This window comes from Bradyrhizobium sp. USDA3010, from assembly GCF_056429065.1.
The window spans coordinates 97,664-121,411 of sequence record NZ_JBWJZD010000019.1 but is presented as its reverse complement, the minus strand read 5'-3'; the positions used below and the strand labels follow the sequence as shown (position 1 = coordinate 121,411).

25 protein-coding genes are annotated in these 23,748 nt (G+C 65.5%); 11 read left to right on the top strand and 14 right to left on the bottom strand.

Going from position 1 to position 23,748, the window contains the following annotated elements:
* The first annotated feature begins 18 nt into the window (after window positions 1–18).
* From AC066Y_RS26245 to AC066Y_RS26220, 6 genes are all read left to right on the top strand, one after another.
* Window positions 19–957, top strand: a complete 939-nt coding sequence (locus AC066Y_RS26245; RefSeq protein ID WP_478276379.1) for a heme o synthase — start codon at window positions 19–21, stop codon at window positions 955–957.
* Window positions 958–995: 38 nt separating this feature from the next.
* On the top strand, window positions 996–1,160 hold the full coding sequence (locus AC066Y_RS26240) for a CoxF protein (protein WP_092119139.1): 165 nt from the start codon (window positions 996–998) through the stop codon (window positions 1,158–1,160).
* A gap of 5 nt (window positions 1,161–1,165) precedes the next feature.
* Window positions 1,166–1,804, top strand: coding sequence for a cytochrome c oxidase assembly protein (locus AC066Y_RS26235; RefSeq protein ID WP_478276409.1), 639 nt, complete (start codon window positions 1,166–1,168; stop codon window positions 1,802–1,804).
* A gap of 55 nt (window positions 1,805–1,859) precedes the next feature.
* Window positions 1,860–2,756, top strand: a complete 897-nt coding sequence (locus AC066Y_RS26230; RefSeq protein ID WP_092119134.1) for a cytochrome c oxidase subunit 3 — start codon at window positions 1,860–1,862, stop codon at window positions 2,754–2,756.
* Window positions 2,757–2,818: 62 nt separating this feature from the next.
* Entirely contained in the window at window positions 2,819–3,205 is a 387-nt protein-coding gene (locus tag AC066Y_RS26225; protein WP_478276378.1) for a DUF983 domain-containing protein, read from the top strand.
* The gene (locus AC066Y_RS26220) at window positions 3,202–4,023 is read left to right on the top strand and encodes an SURF1 family protein (protein ID WP_478276377.1); all 822 of its coding nucleotides are present in this window, start codon (window positions 3,202–3,204) and stop codon (window positions 4,021–4,023) included. The genes AC066Y_RS26225 and AC066Y_RS26220 overlap by 4 nt, the downstream gene beginning before the upstream one ends.
* A 95-nt stretch (window positions 4,024–4,118) precedes the next feature.
* Here the strand turns inward: AC066Y_RS26220 and AC066Y_RS26215 are convergent, their stop codons facing one another.
* From AC066Y_RS26215 to AC066Y_RS26200, 4 genes are read right to left on the bottom strand one after another with little or no spacing between them, the layout of a single operon-like run.
* Window positions 4,119–4,775, bottom strand: a complete 657-nt coding sequence (locus AC066Y_RS26215; RefSeq protein WP_478276376.1) for a hypothetical protein — start codon at window positions 4,773–4,775, stop codon at window positions 4,119–4,121.
* A 20-nt stretch (window positions 4,776–4,795) separates the two neighbouring features.
* Window positions 4,796–7,915 (bottom strand): efflux RND transporter permease subunit, encoded by a 3,120-nt coding sequence (locus AC066Y_RS26210; RefSeq protein ID WP_478276375.1) that lies wholly within the window; start codon window positions 7,913–7,915, stop codon window positions 4,796–4,798.
* Entirely contained in the window at window positions 7,912–9,105 is a 1,194-nt protein-coding gene (locus AC066Y_RS26205; RefSeq protein ID WP_478276374.1) for an efflux RND transporter periplasmic adaptor subunit, read from the bottom strand. Before AC066Y_RS26205 ends, AC066Y_RS26210 begins: the two co-directional genes overlap by 4 nt.
* Window positions 9,102–9,698, bottom strand: coding sequence for a hypothetical protein (locus AC066Y_RS26200; protein WP_478276373.1), 597 nt, complete (start codon window positions 9,696–9,698; stop codon window positions 9,102–9,104). Before AC066Y_RS26200 ends, AC066Y_RS26205 begins: the two co-directional genes overlap by 4 nt.
* 80 nt (window positions 9,699–9,778) lie before the next feature.
* Between AC066Y_RS26200 and AC066Y_RS26195 the strand changes: the two genes are divergently transcribed.
* The gene (locus AC066Y_RS26195) at window positions 9,779–10,678 is read left to right on the top strand and encodes a LysR family transcriptional regulator (RefSeq protein ID WP_478276372.1); all 900 of its coding nucleotides are present in this window, start codon (window positions 9,779–9,781) and stop codon (window positions 10,676–10,678) included.
* An 80-nt stretch (window positions 10,679–10,758) separates the two neighbouring features.
* Here the strand turns inward: AC066Y_RS26195 and AC066Y_RS26190 are convergent, their stop codons facing one another.
* Both AC066Y_RS26190 and AC066Y_RS26185 read right to left on the bottom strand, forming a co-directional pair.
* Window positions 10,759–12,363, bottom strand: a complete 1,605-nt coding sequence (locus tag AC066Y_RS26190; protein ID WP_478276371.1) for a DHA2 family efflux MFS transporter permease subunit — start codon at window positions 12,361–12,363, stop codon at window positions 10,759–10,761.
* A complete protein-coding gene (locus AC066Y_RS26185) occupies window positions 12,363–13,640 on the bottom strand; it encodes an HlyD family secretion protein (RefSeq protein ID WP_478276370.1) in 1,278 nt (425 codons plus the stop codon). The genes AC066Y_RS26190 and AC066Y_RS26185 overlap by 1 nt, the downstream gene beginning before the upstream one ends.
* Window positions 13,641–13,844: 204 nt before the next feature.
* On the opposite strand from AC066Y_RS26185, the gene AC066Y_RS26180 reads away from it, so the two are divergent.
* Window positions 13,845–14,573: a TetR/AcrR family transcriptional regulator gene (locus AC066Y_RS26180; protein ID WP_478276369.1), complete on the top strand. Its 729-nt coding sequence runs from the start codon at window positions 13,845–13,847 to the stop codon at window positions 14,571–14,573.
* Between the two features lie 5 nt (window positions 14,574–14,578).
* On the opposite strand, the gene AC066Y_RS26175 is transcribed toward AC066Y_RS26180, so the two are convergent.
* Window positions 14,579–15,295: a dihydrofolate reductase family protein gene (locus AC066Y_RS26175; RefSeq protein ID WP_478276368.1), complete on the bottom strand. Its 717-nt coding sequence runs from the start codon at window positions 15,293–15,295 to the stop codon at window positions 14,579–14,581.
* A gap of 354 nt (window positions 15,296–15,649) precedes the next feature.
* Between AC066Y_RS26175 and AC066Y_RS26170 the strand changes: the two genes are divergently transcribed.
* Complete coding sequence (locus tag AC066Y_RS26170; protein WP_478276367.1) at window positions 15,650–15,952, top strand: hypothetical protein; 303 nt, start codon at window positions 15,650–15,652, stop codon at window positions 15,950–15,952.
* A gap of 1 nt (window position 15,953) precedes the next feature.
* Here AC066Y_RS26170 and AC066Y_RS26165 read toward each other — a convergent pair whose 3' ends face one another.
* The 7 genes from AC066Y_RS26165 to AC066Y_RS26135 form a co-directional block, all read right to left on the bottom strand.
* Window positions 15,954–16,721, bottom strand: coding sequence for a hypothetical protein (locus tag AC066Y_RS26165; protein WP_478276366.1), 768 nt, complete (start codon window positions 16,719–16,721; stop codon window positions 15,954–15,956).
* Window positions 16,722–16,793: 72 nt separating this feature from the next.
* Window positions 16,794–17,795 carry a hypothetical protein gene (locus AC066Y_RS26160; RefSeq protein ID WP_478276365.1) on the bottom strand — a complete coding sequence of 334 codons (1,002 nt, stop codon included), beginning with the start codon at window positions 17,793–17,795 and terminating at the stop codon, window positions 16,794–16,796.
* Between the two features lie 167 nt (window positions 17,796–17,962).
* On the bottom strand, window positions 17,963–18,907 hold the full coding sequence (locus tag AC066Y_RS26155; RefSeq protein ID WP_478276364.1) for a DUF1259 domain-containing protein: 945 nt from the start codon (window positions 18,905–18,907) through the stop codon (window positions 17,963–17,965).
* A gap of 46 nt (window positions 18,908–18,953) precedes the next feature.
* Entirely contained in the window at window positions 18,954–19,286 is a 333-nt protein-coding gene (locus tag AC066Y_RS26150; protein WP_478276363.1) for a hypothetical protein, read from the bottom strand.
* 56 nt (window positions 19,287–19,342) lie between these two features.
* A complete protein-coding gene (locus tag AC066Y_RS26145) occupies window positions 19,343–19,576 on the bottom strand; it encodes a hypothetical protein (RefSeq protein ID WP_478276362.1) in 234 nt (77 codons plus the stop codon).
* A 58-nt stretch (window positions 19,577–19,634) separates the two neighbouring features.
* On the bottom strand, window positions 19,635–21,026 hold the full coding sequence (chrA, locus tag AC066Y_RS26140; protein ID WP_478276361.1) for a chromate efflux transporter: 1,392 nt from the start codon (window positions 21,024–21,026) through the stop codon (window positions 19,635–19,637).
* Complete coding sequence (locus AC066Y_RS26135) at window positions 21,023–21,841, bottom strand: chromate resistance protein ChrB domain-containing protein (RefSeq protein WP_478276360.1); 819 nt, start codon at window positions 21,839–21,841, stop codon at window positions 21,023–21,025. Before AC066Y_RS26135 ends, chrA begins: the two co-directional genes overlap by 4 nt.
* 468 nt (window positions 21,842–22,309) lie before the next feature.
* Here AC066Y_RS26135 and AC066Y_RS26130 point away from each other — a divergent pair, with 468 nt between their 5' ends.
* Entirely contained in the window at window positions 22,310–22,588 is a 279-nt protein-coding gene (locus AC066Y_RS26130; protein WP_478276359.1) for a metal/formaldehyde-sensitive transcriptional repressor, read from the top strand.
* Between the two features lie 5 nt (window positions 22,589–22,593).
* Window positions 22,594–23,679: a nickel/cobalt efflux transporter gene (locus AC066Y_RS26125; protein ID WP_478276358.1), complete on the top strand. Its 1,086-nt coding sequence runs from the start codon at window positions 22,594–22,596 to the stop codon at window positions 23,677–23,679.
* Window positions 23,680–23,748: the final 69 nt, after the last annotated feature.

Sequence of the window (23,748 nt, the reverse complement as noted above, 5' to 3'; positions counted from 1 at the left end):
GAGAAGTGAGACCTGATCTTGTCGGTTGTCGATCACAACGCCATCGAGCTGCCCCGGATTTCCGAGGCCGAAGTGGGCGACTACATCGCGCTGCTGAAGCCGCGCGTGATGTCGCTTGTGATCTTCACCGCGCTGGTCGGGCTGATGATCGCGCCGGTGCATGTGCATCCGGTGCTGGCGTTCACCTCGATCCTTTGCATCGCCGTCGGCGCCGGCGCCTCGGGCGCGCTCAACATGGCCTATGAGAGCGACGTCGACGCCTTGATGTCGCGCACCGCCAACCGGCCGATCCCGCGCGGCCGCATCACCTCGGCCGAGGCGGCCGCCTTCGGCCTGACGCTCGCCTTCTTCTCGGTGATGACGCTCGGCATCCTGGTCAACTGGGTCGCGGGCGCGCTGCTTGCCTTCACCATCTTCTTCTATGCCGTGATCTACACGATGCTGCTGAAGCGCTGGACCGCGCAGAACATCGTGATCGGCGGTGCTGCCGGCGCGCTGCCGCCGGTGGTGGCTTGGGCGGCCGCGACCGGCTCGCTCTCGGTCGAGCCGATCCTGCTGTTCCTGATCATCTTCTTCTGGACCCCGCCGCACTTCTGGGCGCTGGCGCTGTTCCGCAGCGACGACTACGCGCGCGCCGGCATCCCGATGCTGCCGGTGGTCGCCGGTCCCGACGCGACCCGGCTGCAGATTCTGCTCTACACCGTCGTGCTGGTCGCGATCGCGCTGGCGCCGTGGCCGCTCGGCTATTTCGACGCGATCTACGGCGTCACCTCGCTGGTAGCAGGCGCCGGCATGCTGTGGCTCGCCATCGAGGTCTATCGCCGCCGTGAGGGTGTTGCGGCCAACCGCGCCACGCGCCGGCTGTTCGCGTTCTCGATCCTCTATCTGTTCGCGCTGTTTGCCGTCCTCCTCGCCGAGGTGGTCGTCCGCGCGATGCTGCCGGTCTTCATCGGGTAGGGACGCCGGAGGGCAAGATGGGGGCGCATGGGATACCAATGGACGAGAAACGCGAACCAGAAGGAATCGTCCTCACCGAGGCGCAGCTCAGGAGCCGTCGCCAGCGCTCGATCGCCATTGCGCTCGCGCTCGGCGTCATGGTCGTGCTGTTCTTCGCCGTCACCCTAGTCAAGGGGCCGGCCGTGCTGGTGCGGCCGCTGTGAGTGAGATGGCGAACCAGGGCGCACCGCAGGCTCCGCAAGGCGAGGGCGCCAAGGTCACGCGCCGCATGCTGACGCGCGACGCCATGGTCGCGTCGATCTGCGGCTTCGTCGTGGTGCTGATGGTCGGTGCGTCCTACGCGGCCGTGCCGTTCTACAATTGGTTCTGCCGCACCACCGGCTTCAACGGCACCACCCAGGTCGCGACCTCGGTGCCGACGGATGCGCCGCTGGCGCGCACCATTTCGGTCAGCTTCGATTCCAACGTCGCGCCGGGCCTGCCCTGGAAGTTCGAGGCCGAGCAGACCACGATCGACGTCAAGATCGGCCAGGTCGTCACGGTCTATTACACCGTGACCAACCAGTCGGCGCGCACCACGACGGGACAAGCCGCCTACAACGTCGCGCCGCTGACGGTCGGCGCCTATTTCCAGAAGATCAACTGCTTCTGCTTCACCGAACAGACCATGGCGCCGGGCGAAAAGCGCGAGATGGCCGTGGTGTTCTATGTCGATCCCGCGCTGGCCAAGGACAGCGAGAACGACACGCTGAAGAACATCACCTTGTCCTACACCTTCTTCCCCGTGCGCGACGCCGCGCCGAAGCCCGTGGCTGCGGGCGAGGCGGAGCAGCGCAAGGGCGGCTAGTTCTGGAATTCTAAGATTAAGACGTGCCTTGCGGCACGCGAATGGAGAGACGGCAATGGCTGAGGCGCAAGTCAAGCATCACGACTATCATCTCGTCGACCCGAGCCCGTGGCCGGTGGTCGGCTCGGTCTCGGCCTTCATCATGGCGCTCGGTGCGATCGGCTGGATGCACCACATGTTCTCCGCCGCGCCGATCGTGTTCGGCGTCGGCACCATCGGCGTGCTCTACACCATGGCGAGCTGGTGGGGCGACGTGATCAAGGAAGCCCAGTACAAGGGCGACCACACCCGCGTGGTCCAGATCAGCCATCGCTACGGCATGATCCTGTTCATCGCCTCCGAAGTAATGTTCTTCGTCGCCTGGTTCTGGGCGTTCTTCAATTCGGCGCTGTTCCCGGCCGATGCGGTGCATGCCACCCGCGATGCGGTGTTCGGTTGCGGTGCCGGCACGGCGATGGGCGCCTGCTCGGTTCCCGGCACCTGGCCGCCGCATGGCATCGAGACCTTCGATCCCTGGCATCTGCCGCTGCTCAACACGCTGCTGCTTCTGACCTCGGGCACGACCGTCACCTGGGCGCACCATGCGCTGCTGGAGAACGACCGCCAGGGCCTCAAGCAGGGCCTGATCCTCACCGTGATCCTCGGCGCCTGCTTCACCTGCGTGCAGGCCTATGAGTACGCCCATGCGACGTTCTCGTTCGGCGGCAACGTCTACGGCTCGACCTTCTTCATGGCGACCGGGTTCCACGGCTTCCACGTGCTGGTCGGCACCATCTTCCTCTTGGTCTGCCTGATCCGCGCCTATGCCGGCCACTTCACGCCGAAGCAGCACCTCGGCTTCGAGTTCGCCGCCTGGTACTGGCACTTCGTCGACGTGGTCTGGCTGTTCCTGTTCATCTGCATCTACGTCTGGGGCCACGGCGCCGAGTCGATGGCGCACGGCGCACACTAACCTCACTGACGTGCTAAGAAGGGGCGGCCTGATGGCTGCCCCTTTGCTTTTGAAGAGAACCGATGACGGATACCCCACCCACTGTGACCGAAAGCGCGCTGCGCGGCATTGCCTGCCGCTGCCCGCGCTGCGGCAAGGGTAAGCTCTATTCCGGCTTCCTGACCCTGGCGCCGCGCTGCCAGGCCTGCGGCCTCGACTTCGCCTTCATCGATGCCGGCGACGGGCCGGCGATCTTCGTCATCATGCTGGCCGGCGCCATCGTGGTCGCGGCGGCGCTGATCGTCGAGGTGAAGTACCAGCCGCCGTTCTGGGTTCACGCCGCGCTGTGGCTGCCGTTGATCGTGGTCACCACGATCCTGCCGCTGCGTTCGATGAAGGCGCTGCTGGTCGCGCTGCAATTCCACCACAAGGCCGCCGAAGGCCAATTGGTCGAGCGCGACCCGCAATGAATGATGCGACGAACAAGGCGTTTTCCAGCGAAGTGGTCACTGGTTCGCGCGGAGGAAACGCGTCAAAAGGCTCTCAGCGGCCGAGCGCGGCCGGCTTCGGTATTTTCACGCTGATCCTGATCGCGGTGTTCATCGCCCTCGGCGTTTGGCAGTTGCAGCGCAGAGTCGAGAAGCATGCGCTGATCGCCGCGCTCGACGAGCGGCTGGCCGCCCCGACCGAGGCGCTGCCGTCGCCGTCGGCGTGGCCTGCGGTGACCTCGGCCAAGGATGAATTCCGCCGCGTCACGCTGACCGCGACCTACGTCAAACAGCCGGACGCGATGGTCTTCAGCTCCGGCTCCGCGGTGCGCGACGATGTCGCGGGACCCGGCACCTGGGCGTTCCTGCCGGCCAAGCTCGCCAGCGGCGAGACCGTCGTGGTCAACACCGGCTTCGTCCAGAACACGATGCAGGACCGTGCCTTCGAGGATCGCGTCACCGGCCGCCTCGTCACCGGCGCACCGGTCGAGCTGACCGGCTACATCCGCTTTCCCGAGCCGCCGGGCCGGCTGACGCCGAAGGAAGATCCGGCGAAGCGGCTGTGGTTCGTGCGCGATCATCGCGCGATGGCGCAGGCGCTCGGCTGGGGCGAGGTCGCGCCGTTCTATATCGACCTCGAGGCGCCGGTGCCTGACAGCGGCACGCCGAAGCCTGGACCGCTCAAGGTGCGGCTGAAGGACGACCACATGCAATACGCCATCACCTGGTTCTCGCTGGCCGCCGCGGTCACGATCGCCTTCGGCCTATGGTGGCGCGGCCAGCGCCGCAGGGCAGCCTGAGAGACGCGCGGTGATTGCGGCGGCGCGCTGCGCGGGGCTGCCCAGCCATGGCGCAGCAGAAGCGAGATGACGATTCGACCCAGTCTCATCGTGCGTCAGGTGGAGAGCGCCTGGCCGACTCCGATCAGGCGGATCAGCATGTCGCCCCATAGCGCGCCGAGAATCCCGGTCAACACGAACGCGGTCCAGAACAGCGCGGGACGCGCGATCCGCGCCCATCGGGCCGCGGCCACCGCCGGCAGGCCGATCGCGACGGCCAGAAGCACGATGGACGAGCCGCTCTGACCGGGGCCCACCACCCAGTCGGCCAACGAACTGGCGAATGCCTGCGCCAGCATCGCGACGATCCAGAACGGAGCCTGGTCGCGGACCGAGCCGACGCAGAGGAACCCTGTCGTTCCCGCCACCCGGGCCCAGACGATCAGGGCGAGCGCGAACAGCGCCGCCAGCTGAACCGAGGCGACAAGATCGCCGATCCCGAGCGACCGGTCCGCCATCTGGGCCAATGCCGCGCTGACGACCAGGACGCCGACAAGCACCGGCCAGAAGGCGATCCGACCGGCACGATCGCGCGCATACAGGCCCCCGATCGCCACCACGCCGGCCGCGGCCAGGACGTGGCTCCCCTTGCCCGCGACGGCATGGCCTCCGAGTTCGCCCAGCACTGCAGCCGCGGTCCTGATCGTCCAGAACCGCAATGCGGCCTCGCGCACTCCCATCGTCCACCGCATCTCGATATGACGCATGTCCATGCGCGTCTCCCCGGCAGCGTTCAGGTCGACAATGTCGGATGTGCCGCAGGCTCACCCGCACGGCCGCGGCGCATTCGGTTGATCCATTGGGTCAAGCCATCGAGATAGATGTACACGACAGGCGTCGTGAATAGCGTCATCAGCTGCGAGACGATCAGGCCGCCGACGATGGCAAAGCCGAGCGGCTGGCGCAGCTCCGATCCGGTGCCGGTGCCGATCATCAGCGGGACGCCGCCGAGCATCGCGCACATCGTCGTCATCAGGATCGGGCGGAAGCGCGCCTTGCAGGCCATGTAGACCGACTGCTCGGCAGGGAGATGCTGGTGGCGTTCGGCCTCCAGCGCGAAATCGATCAGCATGATGCCGTTCTTCTGCACGATGCCGATCAGCAGGATGATGCCGACCAGCCCGATCACGTCGAGCCCGAAGCCGAAGGCCCACAGCGCGAGCAGGGCGCCGAGCCCGGCGGACGGCAGGGTCGAGAGGATCGTGATCGGATGGATCGTGCTCTCATAGAGCATGCCGAGGATCAGATAGACGGCGACCACCGCGGCCAGGATCAGGATCGGCGTCGACGCGAGCGCGGCCTGGAACGCCTGCGCATTGCCCTGGAAGCTGGTGATCACGGTCGACGGCACGTGCAGGTCGGCGGTCGCTTTCTGGACCGCCGCGACCGCGGTCCCCACCGCCGTGCCCGGCGCCAGGTTGAAGCTCAGCGTGACCGACGGAAACTGGCTCTGGTGGTTCACTGAGAGCGGCGCGGTGCCGTAATCGATGCTCGCGATCTGGCTCAAGGGCACCATCGTCCCCGCGGACGAGCGGACGTAGATTCGGTTGAGCGCATAGGGACCGAGCTGGAACGACGGATCGACCTCGAGGATCACGTAATAGGTGTTGAGTGTCGTGAACAGCTGGGCGACGTGACGCTGGCCGAATGAATCATACAGTGTGTTGTCCACCGCGGCCGGATCGATGCCGAGGCGGGAGGCCGCGTCGCGGTCGATCTGCAGCTTGAGCTGACGCGCGGCGTTGGCCTGGTCGGTGGCGACGTCGGCCAGTTCCGGCAACGTCTTCAGCTTCTGATACAGCTTGCCGGCCCACAGATTGAGCTCGTCCTGGTTCACGTCGGTGAGGGTGAACTGATACTGTGTCTTGGACAGCCGGCTGGCGAGATTGATGTCCTGCGTCGCCTGCATGAACACCGACATCCCCTTGATCTTCTGCAGCGCGGTGTCGAGCTGCCGGATCACCTGGTCGGCGGAAGCATTGCGCTCGTTGCGCGGCTTCAACAGCACGAACAGGCGGCCGTTGTTCTCGGTCACGGTCGGGCCGCCCGGTCCGATATAGCCGGTCGCATTGGCGACCGCGGGGTTCTTGGCGATGACGTCGATGACACTGCGTTGCAGCGTCGCCATCTGCGCCGGCGAGATGTCCGCCGAGGCCTCGGTGATGCCGGTGATCATGCCGGTGTCCTGCTGCGGGAAGAAGCCCTTGGGGATGGCCACGAACAGCAAGCCGGTCACCACGACGCTTGCCAGCATGATCGACATGGTGGTGGCCTTGTAGCGCAACGCCCTGGCAAGCACGGCCTCGTAGGCGGCCTGGATCGCAACGAAACCGCGTTCCAGCGCGCGCGACACCGCCCCGGCCTCGGCGCCCTGGTGCGGCGACAGCAGATAGGCGCACATCATCGGCGTCAGCGTCACCGAGACGATCACCGACACCACGATGGCAACGCACACCGTGACGGCGAACTCCTGGAACATGCGGCCGATCACCCCGCCCATCAGCAGCAGCGGAATGAACACCGCGATCAGCGAGACCGAGATCGAGATGATGGTGAAGCCGATCTCGCCGGCCCCCTTCAGGGCGGCCTGCATTGGAGAGAGACCCTCCTCGATATGCCGCGAGATATTCTCGATCATCACGATGGCATCGTCGACGACGAAGCCGACCGCGATCGACAGGCCCATCAGCGACAGATTGTCGAGGCTGTAGTTGAGCAGATACATCACGCCGAAGGTGCCGATCAGCGAGATCGGGACCGAGACCGCGGGGATGATGGTCGCCCACAGATTGCGCAGGAACAGGAAGATCACGCCGACCACCAGCGCGATGGTCAGCACCAAAGTGAGCTGAACGTCGGCGACGCTGGCGCGGATGGTCTGGGTGCGGTCGGAGGCGATCTGGACCTTGATGTCGGACGGCAGGCTCGCGACCAGCTGCGGCAGCAGCTTCTTGATGCCGTCGACAGTGCTGATCACGTTGGCGCCGGGCTGGCGCTGGATCGCGAGGATGACGGCGGGCTTGTCGTTGTACCAGCCATGCAGCGTGATGTCCTCGGCCGCCACCACGGCATGCCCGATATCGCGCAAGCGGACCGGCGCGCCGTTGCGATAGGCGATGATCAGATCGTCATACTTGCTCGCGACCAGCACCTGGTCGTTGGTGGCGAGCGTATAGGCCTGCTGGCTGCCGTAGAGCACGCCCTTGGGCTGATTCACGGTGATGTTGCCGAGCGTGGTGCGCAATTGCTCGAGATCGAGCCCGGCGGCGGCGAGCTTGGCCGGATTGACCTGCACCCGGATCGACGGCTTCTGCATGCCGCCGATGGTGACGAGCGAGACGCCCGGCACCTGCGACAATTTTTGCGCCAGGATGCTGTCGGCATAGTCGTCGACCTTGGTCAGCGGCTCGGTGTCCGACATCAGCGCGATCAGCAGCACCGGCACGTCGGCTGGGTTGACCTTGTGGAAGGTCGGCGGCGACGGCATGGTCTTGGGCAATTGCCCCGATGCCGCATCGATCGCGGTCTGCACGTCCTGCGCGGCCGCATCGACGCTGCGGTTCAGCGCGAATTGCAGCGTGATCTGGGTGTTGCCGAGCCCGCTGCTCGAGCTCATGCCGGTGAGGCCTGCGATCTGGCCGAACTGCCGCTCCAGCGGCGTCGCGACCGAGGAGGCCATGGTCTGCGGATCGGCGCCGGGCAATTGCGCGGTGACCTGGATGGTCGGGGTATCCACCGTCGGCAGCGCCGAGACCGGCAGCCGCACGAAGGCGATCATGCCGACCAGCACGATGGCGATGGCCAGAAAGGCGGTGGCGACGGGCTTGCGGATAAAACCTGCGGAGACGTTCATGGCAGCATCCCTGCGCTGGCGGTAGTTGCGTCCTGCACCTGGTCTTTCTTGTCATCGGGCACGATCTCGACCGTCGTCCCCGGATTGAGCCGGTACTGACCCGCGGTGACGACGGTCTCGTTCGCAGCGAGGCCCTGCTCGATCAGGACCTGCCCGTCGCGCGATTGGCCGGTCGTGACATTGCGGACGCTGACGATGTTGTTTGCGCCAACCACATAGGCGAAGCTGCCGTCCGGTCCCTGGCGCACCGCCGTCAGCGGCACGGTGAGCGCGTCGTGGCGAACCGCGATCGTCAAATGGACGTTGACGAAGGTGCCGGGCCACAGCGTGTTGCCGGCATTGGGAAAGGACGCCTTGAGCTGCACCGTGCCGCTCGTGCTGTCGACCTGGTTGTTGATCAGCATCAGGCTGCCGTGGTCGAGCTTGCGCTTGTTCTGTGCATCATAGACGTCGACCGAGGCGTCTCCGGACGCCAGCGCCTGCCGTACGCCCGGGATCTCGCCGGACGGCAGCGTGAAGATCACCGCGATCGGCTGCAGCTGGGTGAGGACCACGAGCCCGTTGGTGTCGGTCGGGTGCACGATGTTGCCGGGATCGATGCGGCGGATGCCGGTGACGCCGTCAAATGGCGCGGTGATCGTGGCGAAGCTCAGCTGGGTCTGCGCGGCTTCCAGCGCCGCCTTGTCGAGCGCGACCGTGCCTTCGCCCTGCGTGACCTGCGAATCCTGGGTGTCGAGCAGTTGCTGGGTCGCAAAGCCGCGATTGGCGAGCGGCTGGGTTCGCGCCAGATTGGTCCTGGCGTTCTTCAGGCTCGCCTCGTCGCGCGCCAGCGCGGCCTCGGCCTGGTCGACCTGGGCCTCGTAGACCCGCGGGTCGATCTTGGCGAGCACGTCACCGCGCTTCACCTGCTTGCCCTCGACGAAATCGACGCTGTCGAGCGTGCCCTGCACCTGGGTGCGTATCGTGGCCGTGTTGATCGGCGTCACGGTGCCCAGCCCTTCGAGCACGATCGGCACGTCGTGCTGCAGCACCTTCGCCGCCGTCACCGGAACGACGGGTGTGGCCGCGGCGGACTGCGTCGCTGCCAGTGCATGATCCATTGCGCCGCGATGCGCGACATAGGCGCCTGCGCCGATTGCGGCGGCGGCCACCAGGCTCGCGCACGCGATCTTGAAGGTCTTCGATGTCATGGATTGCCAACTCCATCGGTTGTCCGGCGGCCGATGGTTGCGACCAGCTCCAGGACGAAGGTTTCAGTTGCACTCGCTGCGGCCGCTTCCGTTCCGCGGCCGGCGGTCAAATCGAGGTGGATGATGCGTGCGTCGAGATCGGCGGCGCGCAATGCGCCGATCAGGCTGCCTTGCGGCGCATCGTCGGTGCGATGAACGACGAGCCGGATCGCGGTCACCGTCGGCACGATGTGAAACGGCAGTGCGTCGGAGGCGACGTCGATCGCGACAATGCCGCCACAGGGCAGCTCGCCCCGCAGCGCCAGTTCGAGCATGTGCCGTGCGACCGATCCCTCGCCGAGCAGGATCAGCTGCCGCGGGATCATGCCGACGCGATCGAGTGCGGCGGCGACGCCGCTCAGAATGCCGGCATAGCTCGCTTCGCGGAGCTCGATCGGTAGCCATGTCGCAAGCGGCGTAAGGCGGCGCCAGCGCGCGAAGGTTTCCGGCACGGCGATGGACGCGGCATCGGGGGCGACCAGGACGCCGACCAGCACGCCCGTGGTGACGCGACGGGGCCGGGCTGCGATTGCGCTGTGCGGGCTTTCGGACATGCCCGGAAGCTGGGCTTTGGCCCGATATTATTCAAATGAATTGTCTTTATCCATTAATTCATATCATGCATGATGACGGCATGCGGATGCGCAATCTGGACCTCAATCTGCTGCTGGTGTTCGACGCCGTCATGCGCGAGCGCAGCGTGGTGCGCGCGGCCGGCGCGCTTGCCATCAGCCAGCCCGCCGTGAGCCACGCGCTGAACCGGCTGCGTCATGCGCTGAAGGATCAGTTGTTCGTCCGCACGCCGTCCGGCATGCTGCCGACGCCGCGGGCGGAAGCGCTCGCGCTGCCGGTCCGCAAGGCGCTCAGCGAGCTGCAACTCGCGGTCGAGGGAGATCGTTTCGATCCGGCGCAGGCGGAACGGCGCTTCACCATTGCCGTCAACAATTATGCCGCGGTGGTCGCGGCCGGCTCGATCATCGCGGCGGTGCGCGCGCAGGCGCCCAGGGTGCGACTGACGCTGGTGCCGAGCGGGACGCTCAATCTCGCCGACAGGCTCGATCGCGGCGAGCTCGACCTCGCGATCTCTGCGCGCGCGCTGGAGGGCGAGCGCTTCGCCTCCTGCCGGTTGATCGAGGACCGCTTCGTCGCGGTGCTGAGGGCCGGTCATCCGGCGTTGCGCAAGAAACTGACCGGCGAGACGCTGGTCGAGCTGCCGCACCTTGCGATCACTTCCAGCGGCGAAGATCTCGATTTCATCGACGCGTGGCTGCGGGCGCGCAAGGCGAGCCGCACCATTGCGACCGATGTGCCGTATCTATCCGCCGGCGCGGTCCTGGTGCAATCGAACATGGTTGCGATCCTCGGGCGCAAGCTCGCGCTCGAATTCCGCCGCGCCTATCCGATCGAGATGCGGGAGCTGCCGTTCGATGCATCGAAGTTGCAGAGTGTCATGAGCTGGCACCGCCGCTTCGACGATCTGCCGGCGCATCGCTGGCTGAGAGACACGATCGTCGCCGCCACCGGCGGCATTTGATCTGCGTCGCGACGATCCCGAATCGATACGCCCGCGCCGATCCGTGGCGCGGGTGTATCGCACTTGACCTCAGCATCTCGTCAATGGCCGACGGGGGCGGGGCCGCCGAGCTTGACCTTGCGCAAGGTCAGCGCCAGCGGGATCGCCGAGAGCGCGATCAGCATCAAGACCCAGAACGCGTCCATGTAGGACAGGAACGAGGCCTGGGTCTGCACCTGCTGCCCGATCCACTGGATCGCCTGCTGGTGCGCCTGCGCCAGCGAATTGCCCTGGGCGACGAAGAAATCGGTGACCTGGTGCAGCGTGTCCTGATATTGCGGGCTCGACGGCGTCACCTGCTCCACCAGCCGGCTCTGGTGGAACTGCTGGCGATGGGTCAGCACGTTGGAGACGATCGAGACGCCGATCGAGCCGCCGGTGTTGCGCGCCGCGTTGATCAGCGCGGAGGCCTGGTCGGTCTTGTCGGGCGGAATGCCGTCATAGGACGCTGCCATGATCGGCACGAAGATCAAGGGCAAACCGACGCCGATCAGCATGCGCGAGCGCGCCATGAACCAGAAGCCGAGGTCGCCGTACACGTTGGTCATGCTGTACATCGAGGCGGCGATCACCAGCGCGCCGGCGACGATCAAATATTTCGGCTGCACCTTGGCAGCGAGCCGGCCGACCGCGAACATCATCACCATGGTGACCACGCCGCCGGGCGAAAGCACGAGGCCGGCCCAGGTCGCGGTGTAGCCGAAATCCTGCTGCACCAGCTGCGGCAGGAACTGGGTGGTCGCGAGCAGGATGGCGCCGGTCGCCAGCATCACCAGGAAGCAGGCGCCGAACTGCCGGGTTGCGACCATGCGCAGGTCGATCATCGGATTGCGGCGGGTCATCTCCCACGGGATCATCAGCACGAACGCCGTGGCGCTGATCGCCGCAAAGGTGATGATGAAGGGCGAAGAGAACCAGTCGTCCTCGAGGCCGCGGTCGAGCGTCACCTCGAGCGCGCCGAGGAAGGTCGCAACCAGCGCGAAGCCGATGAAATCGAAGCTGTTGTTCTGCGGCTGCGCGGCCTTCTGCGCTCCCTTGGCCTTCGCGGGCTCCTGCAGCACGGCTGCGATCAGCGCGATCGCGAACACGCCGACCGGCGCGTTGATCAGGAAGCACCAGTGCCAGGACAGATTGTCGGACAGCCAGCCGCCGAGCGTCGGCCCGACCACCGGCGCCACCACCACGGCGATGCCGAACACCGCAAACGCCTGGCCGCGCTTGGCCGGCGGGAAGGCGTCGGCGAGGATCGACTGCGCCACCGGAACCATGCCGCCGCCGCCGAGACCCTGCAGGATGCGGAACAGCAGCAGGGCGTTCAGATTGGGCGCGAAGCCGCACAGGATCGAGCTGACGGTGAAGATGCCGAGGCAGATCAGGAAGAACGTCTTCCGTCCCAGCATTTTGGCGAGAAAGCCGGAGGCAGTCAGGATGATGGCGTTGGACACCAGATAGGTCGTGACCACCCAGGACGCTTCGTCCTCGCTCACGCCCATGCCGCCCGCGATATAGGGCAGCGCGACGTTGGCGATGGTGGTGTCGAGCACCTCCATGAAGCTTGCGAGCGCAACCACGATGGCGATCAGCCAGGGATTGACGGCAACGCTCGGAGCCGGGATACCTTTGGCGTCGATTGCGGCCGCGCTCATTACAGCCTCCTAAAATTCAACTTCTCAAGACGCTCGAGCAGCGACGGCGCGGGGTTGATCCGCACCGTCGGGACGACAGACATGCCCGGGCCGAGCGCGACGTCGGTCGGCGGATTGTCCATCACGATCTTGACCGGCACGCGCTGCACGATCTTGACGTAGTTGCCGGTGGCGTTCTGCGCCGGCAGCAGCGAGAACGCGGTGCCCGATCCCGGCTGCACACTTTCGACATGGCCGTTGATCGTACGGCCCGGATAAGCGTCGATGTTCAGCGTCACCTTCTCGCCCGGACGCATCTGGTCGAGCTGGATCTCCTTGAAGTTCGCGGTGACCCAGGTCTGGTCGGGCACGAACATCGTGAGATTGGTGCCGGCCTGCGCGAACTGGCCGACCGCCGCCGACAGGTTGACGACGCGACCCGGCTGCGCGGCGGTGACCGTCGTATAGGAGAGATTGAGCTCTGCCTGGTCGCGCTGGGCCTCGGCCTGGGCAAGGTTTGCGACCGCGCTCTTGCGCTGCGCCTTCAGCGATTCCACCTGGCGCTGCGCCAGGTTGAGCGTCGCCTGCGCGCTCAGCAGAGACGCCTGCTGCTGATGCAGTTGCGAGGTGTACTGTTCGGAGTTCTGCACGGTGCCGTAGCCGGTCTGCTCCAGATGCTGGTAGCGCGTCGCCTGCTGCTGGGCGAAGGTCAGCGCCGCCTGGGCCTGGTCGACCTGGGCCTGGTTGGCTGATATCTGCGCCTGCTGCACGTCGAGCTGCGCATCGACATTCTGGATGCTGGCCTGCGCGGCCGCGACCTGCGCCTCGGCCTGCGCCAGCGCGACGCGATAGTCGCGGTCGTCGATGCGCGCGATCACGTCGCCGGCGGCGATGTGCTGGTTGTCGGTGACCGGAACCGCAGTGATGTAGCCGGAGACTTTTGGCGCGAGCGCGAACTGCCGCGCCGCGATGAAGGCGTCGTCGGTGGATTCGAAATGCCCGGTGTAGTCCATGTAGAGGGTGCCGCCGCCGAGCGTGGCGGCGAGCAGCACGGCGCCGATCGCGGAGACGACCGGACGGCGGCGCAGGAAGCCGCGCCGCTGCGGCGTGACCTCCGGCGTGACCGTTTCCGGCGGCGCGGGCTCCTTGCTTGCGGGGCGCTCCTGCGCGGGCGCCCGCGCGGTGACCTCCGACCGCTCGGATGTGACGTTGGGCTCGTGTGAGGCGGGTGCCGAGGCTGAACCCTCGATGCTCTCGTGCCCTCTTTGGTCGCGCTCCAAAACAGTGTCTTCGAACATGATGGCTGCTCCTGCTGTCGGGCGAGGTCTGCAAGGTTTTCGAAAAAGGGAACGGTACCGTTCCGTTCTGTGCGGCAAATAGTCTCGCGGCAGCGCAGCGTCAATAGAAACGGAACTGTATCGTTCTATTTACAACTAGATGTGATAAGGCTATATTGCTTGATGTTGCCGGCCGGGCCGGCCCATGGAACCCGGGGAAGTCTGATGACCACCAGTACCCTGAAGATGCCGCGGGCGCCCAAGACCAGGACGGCGACCGGGCGGATCGAGGTGCGCGCCGGCCGGCCGCCAAAGGAATTGGCCGGCGAGGTCGACGCGCGCATCCTCGATGCCGCGCGCAAGGTGTTCCTGCAGCGCGGCTTCGAAGGCGCCAGCATCGACGAGATCGCCGAGGCCGCGCGCTCCGGCAAGCGCACCATCTATGCGCGCTTCCGCGACAAGCGCGCGCTGTTCACCGAGGTGGTGACGCGGGACATCCTGTCACGCATCGCCGAGTTCAAGGCGGACGCGCCGCTCGGCGCGACAGTGGAGGAACGCCTCACCAGCGTCGCCTCGACCCTGTTGCATTGGGGGCTCGACGCCGACCGGATCGGCCTGATGCGGCTTGCCATCGCGGAGGCGCATCGCTTCCCGGATCTCGCCGCCACCGTCAACCGCAGGGCGCGCGCGCTGGCCACCGAGCTCGGCGTTCACCTGCTGCGCGACCTGACGCGATCCGACGAGCTCGGCAAGCTGCCGGCCTTCGCGCCGGAGCACCTGCCGACCACGTCGCGCCTGTTCCTCGACATCATCGCGGTGCCGATGCTGATGCGGGCTCTGTACGAAGTCGACCTGAAAGCGCTCGACCCGGAGATCGACGCCCATGTGGCGCGCGGCGTTGCGTTCTTCGTCGCCGCGTGCCGGAGCGGCTGGGTCGAGAGTCCGCAGCAGTAGGCGACTCAGCCCGGCGCGCGCTCCACCGCGTGACGCAGCCACACCATGCCGCCTTCCAGCGTCTCGCAGTGCGTGAGCCGGAGCGACTGCCCGGCGCCGGGGCGGTCGCCGTCCGGGCCGTGATAGTCGACGATGCTCTGCGATCCGGCGACGCCGTCGACCGCCGGATGGATCAATGTACTGAACTCGTCGATCAGCCCGTGCTTGAGGAACGCGCCATTGATCCCGCCGTCGCCTTCGAGCAGCAGCGTCCTGGCGCCGAACAGCGCCGCGAGCTGCGCCATCGCGCTCGCCAGATCGTCGCCCTTCGGGCCGGCAAAGATGTAGGACGCGCCGTCCTCGCGCAGCTCGGCGAGATGGCTGTCAGAGACCTGCTCGCCGAGCACCGCAACGGCGTGATCGCCACCGACATTGTCCTTGCCGAAATGGACGCGGCCGGACGGATCGATGCCGACAGCGAGTTTGCGGCCGTTGCGGTTGCCGAGATACGCCTCGCGCGGCAGCTTGGGCGTATTGGCGAACTGCCGCTCGGTCCCCTTGGCCATCTCGTTCATGGTGACGCGGCCGATGATCCAGCCATCGGCATTGAAGCCGTCATGGATCCTCTCATAGTGGGAGCGCAGCACGTCGGCCGGGATGCCGGCGGCCGGCTTGGTGAAGCGGCTGGGATGAAGCCGGCCGTCGATCGACGTGCCCATGTGGCAGATGATGTGGGGTCGCATGCGATGAACTCTTCGGTGGGAACGACAGCGCCGCACGGGCGGGTGGAGCAGGTCCTGATTTAGAGAGCCGCAAGCAGGTTCTCAACGCCGATAACGCGGCGGTGTTTCAACTTCGCCTGTCCACCTAATCGAACCAGCCATGCCGCTTGAACCAGAGCACCGGCAGATTTCGGCCTCGAGCCGCGCTTCGATGCTGATGTGATCCGTTCACTGCCGACGTCATCGGCGGGCCGAATGCTGTCCCATGCGTTCTTCCTGGTTCCGGCGGCCGCCTTGCGGAGCAGAAGCAGCGTTGTGTTCCGAACCAAGGCCCAGACCGGGAGTTAGCGCTTAGTTCGAGAGAAGGAGGAATCCATGAGAAGCTTTGCCTCTCCGTCACTATTGTTGACCATCTCGGCATTGGTTCTCGCGTTCGCGACAGGCGGAATCGTGGGAGCCGCGCGGGCGCAATCCGCTGCCGTTGAACAGGCACAAACGCCGCAGCAAGCCGACCAGGCCCGTGAACGGGATCGCAGCCGTGCTGAAGACGTGAAAATCGGGCGCGATTGGAAGGCGCAGGGGGGTGAGGACAATCAACCCGGCCGCGCCGAAGTGAACAAGGATCACGAAACTGTCGGCCAGGATTGGCGCGCGCATCCGGCCAACAGGGACCATTAGTCTATCTCGGCAAGCTTGGCGATGCCCGGTGTTGCGCGGCGTGATCTTCGAAAAAGGAGAGCGGAAATCCGAAGGTCACGCCCGCGCGAATTTCGTTGACCGGGTGCCCGCCCGTGAGTGCGTGACGAACCGCGACATCGAAGCTGAGATCGTCGCTCACGCGGTAAATCAGCCCCACCAGGCCTGAGAACGTCTCCTGCTTCCCGAACTCGTTTTCGTAGAAAATCTCGGCGACCGGGCGAACGGTCCATTTCGATGGTCCTTCGACGATGGCGCCGAGGAACAGATCGCCATGATGATCTCGCGTGAGAGCGGTCTCCGCGTTGAGGTGAATCGTACCCCAATCCCAGCGCTGCGAGACGATGCCGGCCAGGCTCGCGCCGACACCGGAATTGCCGGTGCTATCCGGAACAAGGACGCCAAATTCGGTTGCGATGCTTGGGCCGGTTTTGTCCTGCAGGCTGCCGGGTACGAGCACATGTTTGAGAAACGCTCCCGCTGCTGTCAGGCTTGTCGGACTTGGCGGCGAAAGCGGCGTCTGACCTTGACCTTCGAGCACAGCCTCCCAATCGTCGGTCAGGCCGTAGTTGATGACAGTAGCCGGCGCGACAAGGCTTGTTCCGCTCGCGTCGTGCAACCGTCCAGCGGGTTGCAATTCGATCTCCATTTCGCCTTTTTTCGCGACGGCGGCATCGGTGCCGTCGAAGGGCCGATAGGCTTGCGCGGGATCTGTCCACGCGAGCAGATTTGCCGCGATTGCCGGGATCAAGACGAGCAGCCGTGGCGGATTTCGCAAACGTCGGCACCTTGCACGCATGTGCACCTCCCCGACAATCGATCCTCAAGGCGTCGGCTTGAACACCCAGATCGCCGCTGGCCCGCCCAGCCCGGCGCGGACGGCGAGCAGTAGACGGTCCGACTCCGGCACGTATAACGAGGTGCGCGCACCTGCGGACGTCGGGACGCGCGCCAAATGGCGGTAAGTCGTGCCGGCTGCCTCGAACACGTCGATAAAGCCCGCTCCACAACTGACGTAGACTCGCGCACGCCTGGGGTCGACAAAGAGGTCGTCGACGTCGCCGCACGTTTCAGCCTTCCAGAGAGATTTTCCGTCGGCTGCGGAAAAAATGGCGAGCTCGGGCGGCCTGCGGAACGCGACGAGTACGCGACCCCGGTCGCGATCCAGCGCCATTGCAAAATTTCCGCTTCTGTCCATCGGCCAACTCGCAAGAGCCTTTCCGGACTTCCCGTCAACGACCGCCAGCGCATGAGCGTCAGGCAGGTTGACAAAGATTCGACCCGTGCTGGCGTCGATCTGGAAACTTTCCGGGTGCGCTTTCAGCGGGACGCTCTGGATCTTGCGGCGGCTTGAAGGATCGACCATTGCCAGTCCTCCATCCCCATAGCCGATGACCACGCGGCCGGCCACCGCATCAACCCTGACGTTGTCGGCATCGCTGCCAAGGTCGATTTGCCCGGTTGCCTCATAAGCGTTTCCGTCGAACAGCTTGATCGAACCATCGCGGGCATTGGCGACAAAGAGCGTATCGGTGGATGGCTCGTAACCGACGCCCTGCGGCTCATTGAGGCCGGTGATGGTGCGAACCAGCCTGCGATCGGCGAGATCGACAACGCCAACGCTATCGTTGCCGAGCTCGGCAACGAACAGGCGCTGCCGCTTCACGTCGATGGCCATGTGATCGATGCGGCCGCGCACATCGCCAAGCAAGATCTTGGCTTCGAGTTGCAGCGGGGCATTCTCGGCCGATTGTGCCAGAGCCGCATGGCCGGCGAGCATCAGGAGGCTCGTCAACAGCACGGCTATCCGAAACTGACGTGGCATGCCCGTTCCCTCTCTGCTCGACCGGCCATTTTGCCGTGCGCTGATCGAGCTAACCCGGTCCCTCACCGAGACCGCGCACCAATTCGGCGATCCTGCCGGGCTCGATCGCCGTTGCCGCCGTCATTGTGCCGTTCCCCCGTCAGTACTTGTCCCCCGCCCGTTGTACGTCAGCTTTTCATGGTCGCCGTTTTGTCGAGCGCGGCGCGCAGGCCCTTGGCGAGCTTGACGGCGTCGTCATTGGCCCAGAAATGCATGAAGAACAGGCGCGGCTGTTCGTCCAGCATGTGGCTGTGAAGCGCGGTGACGTCGATGCCGTGTGTTCGCAGCGCCATGATCACCGGGTTGACCTCGTCATTGGTGAGCACGAAATCGCCGGTAATCGCCGCCTTGCCGCCGCCGGTCGGCTGGAAATTGATGCCGATGGCGACGCCCATTGGGCCGACCGGGCTCAACGCCATACCCGCTTCGGTGATCGGATCGCGCCGGGGCACGTTGAACTGATAAACGCCGCCATTGGCCTGGCCCTTGACGCCGATGATCTGGTCGAGCTGGGCGGTATCAAGATCGATTGCGGGCGGCGGCGTTGTCGGCGCTGCGGCCTTGAGCGGGGTCTTGCTTTCGGCAAGCCCGTCCCGGATCGCGGTGGCGATCTTGACCGGGTCGCCGTGACCGGCGACATGCATGTAGAAGGTGGCCGGGCTCGCGCCGAGCAGGTGGTTGTGCACCGCCGTGATCTGCAGACCATTTCCGATCATCTTGAGCATCACCGGGTTGATTTCGGATTCGAGCAGCACCAGGTCGCCCATCGCCATGACGCCGTCATGCATGGGCTTGAAGGCGACCCAACCGCCGAGCGCCAGCGCCGGTTTGATGGTGACGCCGTCAAGCGTCACCGTGAGATCGCTCCGCGGAAAGCCGTAGCGATGCACGTCGCCCGAGACGGCCGGCTTTCTGCCCAGCGTGTCGTCGACCTTTTGCCAGTCGATCGTCTGCGCATGAGCCGACGAGACGAATGGCTCGGTGAACACCTGCCAGTCGATCCTTTGCGCGCGCCCGCCGGTGGCGAAGAGGCAGGCGCTGATGCCGATCAGCGCTGAAATCGTGTTTCGCATTGGATTGCTCCCTTGTGGCTGATTTGGATGCGTCAGAACCTCGGCTCTATTCCTTCGAGAGCCCGACGATGGTCCGGAATCCCGAGATGTTCTGCACCGAGATTTCAACGGGATCGCCGACGCGGACGGCATTGAATATCAAGCCGTCCTGAACCTTGAACGGTTCGGTCTTGCCCGGGGACAGGCGTATCAGAAGGGTGTCGCTGCCTTCATCGACGCTGTCGACGACGCCGCGCAGCGTCTCGGTTGCCGGTGCGTGCACGATCGCCGCCTGCAGCGTGACAACTGCCGCCTGCTCCGGGCTGGTGTCGGTGGGCGCTGCAAGCGTCGCACCCGGCCAGAGTGCGGTCATGCACAGGGCCACAGTCGATATCTTCATGATGATCACTCCGTCGATTTGACGATTTGATTGACAGTTTCGCGGCAGGCCGCGGCTCAGTCCTGCTCCTTGACCTGACCGCTGCTGTCGACCACGAGCCGCACCGGCTTGCCGTTCTTCATCGCCCTCGCCGTCATGCCCTCGGCCGTCGACTTGACGTCGCTGATCTCCGCATAGCCGGCGGCCCGAAGTTTCGCGACAAGCTCGTCCAGCGTCAGGGCGTGGGCGGGCATGGAGGTGCCCGCGATTGCGAGCGCAAGGATCAGGTGCGAGAGTGTTGCTTTCTGCATGGTTGTTCTCCTGGTTGTGTTGTGCTGCCCCAGGTTCTCGTGACGCGTGCCGCTCGGCTCAGATGATGCCCGCAAGGCGGAGCAGCACGCCCGTGATGCAGGACGCTGCCAGGACGCTGAGCATCCCGACATTGAAGCGGAAGATCGCAATCGCTGCGGCTGCGGCCAGCGCAAGCGCAGGCCAATCGACGCTGTCAGGCACCGGCGCGTCGAACGACAGGCCAAGCCCGTGCACCGCAAAGGTTTGCCGAAACAGGGTATGCAGCGCGAACCAGATCGACAGGTTGAGGATCACGCCGACCACGGCGGCGGTGATCGCCGAAAGCGCGCCCGCCAGCACCTTGTTGCCGCGCAGCGCTTCGATGTAGGGCGCGCCGACGAAGATCCACAGGAAGCACGGTGTGAACGTCACCCATGTCGCCAGCAACCCGCCGAGCGTGGCGGCTAGCATCGGCGACAGCCCGCTTGCCTCGCGGAACGCGGCCATGAAGCCCACGAACTGGACCACCATGATGAGCGGTCCGGGCGTGGTCTCGGCCATGCCGAGCCCGTCCAGCATCTCGCGCGGGCTGACCCAGTGATAATATTCGGCGGCCTGCTGCGCGACATAGGCGAGCACGGCGTAGGCCCCGCCGAACGTCACCATCGCCATCTTGCTGAAGAAGATCGCGATCTGGGTGAACACGTCACCCGGTCCCAGAGCGATGAGCAGCGCGAACACTGGAATCAGCCAGAGCGCGAGCCAGACGGCGCCGACGCGCAAGGTGCGCGATGCGTTGGGGCGGACGTGATCCGGCAGCGCGTCGCCGAGCATGCTGTCGATCGCGGCCGAACTCTTCCCGCCATGCTCGATGGCGGCAAATTCGCTCCGGCCCAAGCGTGCGCCGACGAAGCCGACGACGGCCGCGCCTCCGATGATCAGCGGAAACGGCACGGCAAAGAAGAAGATCGCGACAAAGGCGATGGCCGCGAGCGCGATCATCACCCGGTTGCGCAGCGCACGCTTGCCGACCCGCACCACAGCCTGGATGACGATGGCCAGCACCGCCGCCTTCAGGCCGAAGAACAGCGCTTCGACAAATCCGACATTGCCGTAGGAAGCGTAGATGTAGCTGAGGCCCATGATGGCGAAGATGCCGGGCAGAATGAACAGCCCGCCCGCCACGATGCCGCCGAGCGTCCGGTGCAGCAGCCAGCCGATATAGGTTGCCAGCTGCTGCGCCTCCGGCCCCGGCAGCAGCATGCAGTAGTTGAGGGCATGCAGGAAACGTCCCTCCGATATCCAGTTCTTCTCCTCGACCAGAATGCGGTGCATCACCGCGATCTGGCCGGCCGGTCCGCCAAAACTCAGGATGGCGACGCGTACCCAGACCAGCAGCGCCTCGTTGAACGAGATGCCGTGTGCGTGATCCTGTCCGTGCGCCTTTGCTGCCGTTGCGACGTCGCTCATGGCTTCACCTTGCTGGTCGGCCAGTTGTGGGTCTCCTTGGTCGCGTCGCGGCACCAGCGATAGAAGGCGTCGTAGAGCAGCAGGCCGGCGCTCAATTGTTCGAGGTCGTCGTCGAACATGCGCGACAGGCCGAGCGAAGCGGCGAGCAGCCCCGGCGCCTCCGGCGAAAGATCGAGCCGCGCGGTATCCGCGGCCCGCACCATCGTCGCGAGCCGCTCCAGTGCAGGCGTCGACAGGCCGAACTCCCTGACCATCACGTCGAAGGTGCAGAGCTCGCCGCGATGGCTCCAGAACACGTTCTCGATGTCGAATGGTGTGGCGTCGAAGCGTTCGGCGACGCCCTCGACCTCCGCCGATGTGACGAACAGAAAGACGGCCGCGGGATCGACAAAGCGGCGGATCAGCCACGGGCAGGCGATGCGATCGATCTTCGGCCGCGATCGTGTCACCCAGACGGTGCGGCCGCGCCCGTCGCGTTTCGGAACCTTGTCGGCGGGAACAGTGGGAAGTTCCGCTTCCCTCCAGCCGAGGTGCCCACCCTCCAGAACTTCAGCTGCAATGTTGCTGCACCGCAGCCAGGCGGCGGTGCCTTCGGCCAGTTTCTGCCCCTTCTGGCAGACGACGACCACGGATTGGCCGGAGAGGCCGGAAGCCCAGTCCTGGAGGTCCAGATGGGAGCGCCTGATGGCGCCAGGGATCAAGCGCGGATCGGCGGCGAAATCCTCATCGAGGCGAACGTCGACGAGCGTCGGCGCTTTGGCCGTACCGATGAGACGAGACAGTTTTTCGGATGAGATCGATGTGTATGACGACATGGTGCGTCCTTGGTGAACAGGACGCGATTCTTGGGCATGTCGCCTCGCGGGGAGATCGCACATCCCCGTGCCCCGGAATTAAGACCTTGTGTTGATCGATGTCAACCGGAGTGCGCCGCGGTCACAAGGGGAAACGTCCAGGTCACTGTCACGAACAGTTCACCTGCGCGGTTTGGAACAATGTTCCGACAGCGACGCAAGACTCAGACAGTCAGGATCGCTGCGATCTAGAAGCCGCAATCCCTGAATTGTTTTGCGCCGACGTGAACTCGCGCGTGGACTTTCACGCGACGCCTCCCTTGCCAGTTGTTTCCTGACCCTTGTTCCTGGATTGACCGGATTCAATGCCGTCGGCGCCGCAATGTAAAGCGCGGGCCAGGTAATCCAGCGTGAGCGCGGCCGCGCCCGCGCACCCCACCGGGCCCGGAACGGGTTGACCGATATAGGGTACCCCCCTATATTATGGCCATGTCGCACACGATCAAGCACAAGTCCAAGCTCGTCGGCCGGGTTCGTCGCATCAAGGGTCAGCTCGACGCCGTCGAGCGGGCCCTGGAGTCCGAGATCGGCTGTGCCGACGTGTTGATGCTGGTGGCGTCGGTTCGCGGCGCCATCAACGGTCTCACCGCGGAACTGCTCGAGGATCATATCCGCCATCACGTCGTGGATCCGGCCCAGGAGAAGGATCCCGAGAGAGCGCAGGGCGCGGCGGACCTGATCGACGTCGTTCGTACCTATTTGAAGTGAAGCACATGACCGATCTGTCCCAGCTGCTCCAGCAGAGCAGCGCGCATGCATGGCTGTTCATCCCCAGTGCGATCCTGCTCGGCGCGCTGCATGGTCTCGAGCCCGGCCACTCCAAGACGATGATGGCGGCCTTCATCGTCGCGATCCGCGGCACCGTGGTGCAGGCGGTGCTGCTCGGCCTGTCGGCGACGATCTCGCACACCGCCATCGTCTGGATCATCGCGCTGGCGGGGCTGCATTTCGGCCAGCAATGGTCCGGCGAACGCAGCGAGGCCTGGCTGCAACTGGCCTCGGCGGCGATCATCATTTCGATCGCCGTCTGGATGGCCCGGCGCACCTGGCGCGAGCAGAATTCCGAACACGACCATCACCACGATCACGACCATGATCACCATCATCACGACGAAACGCGGCAATTGACCCTGGCCGGGCAACCGCTGTCGCTCGAAGTTTTCGAGGACGGCGTGCCGCCGCGCTGGCGGTTGCGAAGCGAGGCCGGGGCGCTGCCGGCAGCCGGCGAGGTCGATGTCGTGACGATCCGCGCTGACGGCAGCGAGCAGCAGTTCCGCTTCGCCGCGCTGGACGGCTATCTGGAAAGCATCGACGAAATTCCCGAGCCGCATGCCTTCAAGGCGCGCGTCTCGGTGCGGGCGGATATTGCGGAAGTCCCGTTCGAGGAGCACGACCATGCGCATATGGACCTCGGCGACGCCGACGATGCGCATGCGCGCGCGCACGCTGCCGACATCCGCAAGCGCTTTGCCGGACGGACCGTCACGACGTGGCAGATCATTCTGTTCGGCCTGACCGGCGGGCTCATTCCGTGTCCGGCGGCGATCACCGTGCTGCTGCTCTGCCTTCAGCTCAAGCAGTTCAGCCTCGGCTTCGTGCTGGTGCTCTGCTTCGGCATCGGGCTTGCGATCACCATGGTCTCGGTCGGCGTCGCGGCCGCGCTCAGTCTGCGTCATGTCGAGCGTCATTGGGGCGGCTTCAGCCGCTTCGCCGGACGCGCCCCCTACGTGTCGGCCGCGCTGATCGTGCTGGTCGGCCTCTACACGGGCTGGCTGGGGTTGCACGGGATCACGGCCTGATCCCACTTCCATCTTGAAACCTGCGCGAGGTGGTCTAGAGTTCCTGCCAAGGGGACAAGGCAGACTCCC